This window comes from Pseudomonas sp. P1_F7, assembly GCF_056405655.1.
In genome coordinates, this window is sequence record NZ_JBFUBR010000048.1 from 1 (window position 1) to 2,538 (window position 2,538).

General features: G+C 62.2%; 1 protein-coding gene. It reads left to right on the forward strand.

The features are described 5' to 3' along the window. Positions 1-2,538, forward strand: a 2,538-nt coding sequence (locus AC1D1M_RS31285) for a beta strand repeat-containing protein (RefSeq protein WP_477778671.1), incomplete at both ends; no start/stop codon positions are given.

Genomic DNA, 2,538 nt, shown 5'->3' on the forward strand with positions numbered 1-2,538 from the left:
CCGCAATCGATCACCACCCCGCTGGGCAGCACCCTGACCATCACCGGGTTCAACGCGACGACCGGCGTCGTCAGCTACAGCTATACCCTCAACGATAACGAAGCCCACCCAACCGGCAACAACGCCAACACCCTGCCTGAGCAGTTCGCTGTGACCGTGGTCGACGACAACGGCACCACAGCGACTGGTTCGCTGGACGTGAACATCGTCGACGACCTGCCCAATGGCGTGGACGACAGCAACACCAGTACCGCTTCGGAAACCCTGCTGACGTTGAACGGCAACGTGCTGAGCAACGACGTGCAAGGCGCCGACCGCGTGACGGTCGGTGAAAACACCGGACCGATCACCCCAGGCACTTTCACCGGGACTTACGGCACCCTGGTGCTCAACGCCAACGGCACTTACACCTACACGCTGAACACCAGCGATGCCGACTTCAAAGCCCTGCACGGCGGTGGCGACGGCAGCGAAACCTTCACCTACACCCTCACCGATTCGGACGGCGACAGCCGCACTGCGAACCTGGTGCTGCAGATCCACAACAACAATGACTCGATCACGATTGGTGGTTTGAACGTTGAGGGCGGCGAGTTGACCGTCTTCGAGAAAAACCTCAGCGACGGTAGCGCACCGGATGCCACCGCGCTGACCCAGAACGGCACCTTCACCGTCACCGCCCTTGACGGCGTCACGACCCTGACCGTCGGTGGCATCGCCGTGGTCACCGGCGGGGTGGCCGCCGGGTTCCCGCAATCGATCACCACGCCACTGGGCAGCACGCTGACCATCACCGGCTTCAACGCCGCGACCGGTGTCGTGAGCTACAGCTACACCCTCAACGATAACGAAGCGCACCCAACCGGCAACAACGCCAACACCCTGCCCGAACAGTTCGCCGTGACTGTGGTCGACGACAACGGCACTACCGCCACCGGTTCACTGGACGTGAACATCGTCGACGACCTGCCAAAAGGCGTGTACGACAGCAATGCTTCAACGGCCTCGGAAACCCTGCTGACCCTCAACGGCAACGTACTGAGCAACGACGTGCAAGGCGCCGACCGGGTAACGCTCGGGGAAAATGCCGGACCCATCACCCCCGGTACGTTCACTGGCACTTACGGCACCCTGGTGCTCAACGCCAACGGCACTTACATCTACACGCTGAACCCCAATGATGCCGACTTCAAAGCCCTGCACGGCGGTGGCGACGGCACCGAAACCTTCACCTACACCCTCACCGATTCGGACGGCGACAGCAGCACCGCGAACCTGGTGCTGAACGTCTACAACAACGATGATCCGGTGGACCTCAACGGCCTCAACGTGTATGGCGGTGAGCTGACGGTTTACGAAAAGAATCTCAGCGACGGCAGCAGCCCCAACACGCCAACCCTGACCCAGAGCGGCACCTTCACCGTGACCGCGCTCGATGGCCTGCAGACCCTGACCGTCGGCGGCATCACGGTCGTCAGCGGTGGTGTGGCCGCCGGCTTCCCGCAAACGGCGGTCACGCCACTGGGCAGCACCCTGACCATCACCGGATTTAACGCCGCCACCGGGGTGATCAGCTACAGCTACACGCTGAACAACAACGAAGCCCATCCAACGGCCAACGGCGCCAACAGCCTGACCGAGAACTTCAACGTCGTGGCCACCGACACCGATGGCGACAGTGCGACCGGGCAGATCAACGTCAACATCGTCGACGACCTGCCAAAAGGCATGTACGACAGCAATGCTTCAACGGCCTCGGAAACCCTGCTGACCCTCAACGGCAACGTACTGACCAACGACGTGCAAGGCGCCGACCGGGTAACCGTCGGTGAAAACGCCGGACCGATCACCCCCGGCACCTTCACCGGCACTTACGGCACTCTGGCGCTCAATGCCAACGGCACCTACACCTACACGCTGAACCCCAACGATGCGGACTTCAAAGCCCTGCAGGGCGGTGGCAACGGCACCGAAACCTTTACCTACACAATCACCGATTCGGACGGTGACACCAGCACGGCGAACCTCGTGCTGCAGATCCACAACAACGATGACTCGATCACGATTGGCGGTTTGAATGTTGAGGGCGGCGAACTCACCGTCTTCGAGAAAAACCTCAGCGACGGCAGCAGCCCGGACGCACCGGCGCTCACCCAGAACGGCACCTTCACCGTCACCGCGCTCGACGGTGTGACGACCCTGACCGTCGGCGGTATTGCCGTGGTCAGCGGCGGCGTGGCCGCCGGGTTCCCGCAATCGATCACCACGCCGCTGGGCAGCACCCTGACCATCACCGGTTTCAACGCGACGACCGGCGTCGTCAGCTACAGCTATACCCTCAACGATAACGAAGCCCACCCAACCGGCAACAACGCCAACACCCTGCCTGAGCAGTTCGCCGTGACCGTGGTTGACGACAACGGCACTACCGCCACGGGCAGCCTCGACGTGAACATCGTCGACGACCTGCCAAAAGGCATGGACGACAGCAACGCTTCAACGGCCTCGGAAACCCTGCTGACCCTCAACGGCAACGTG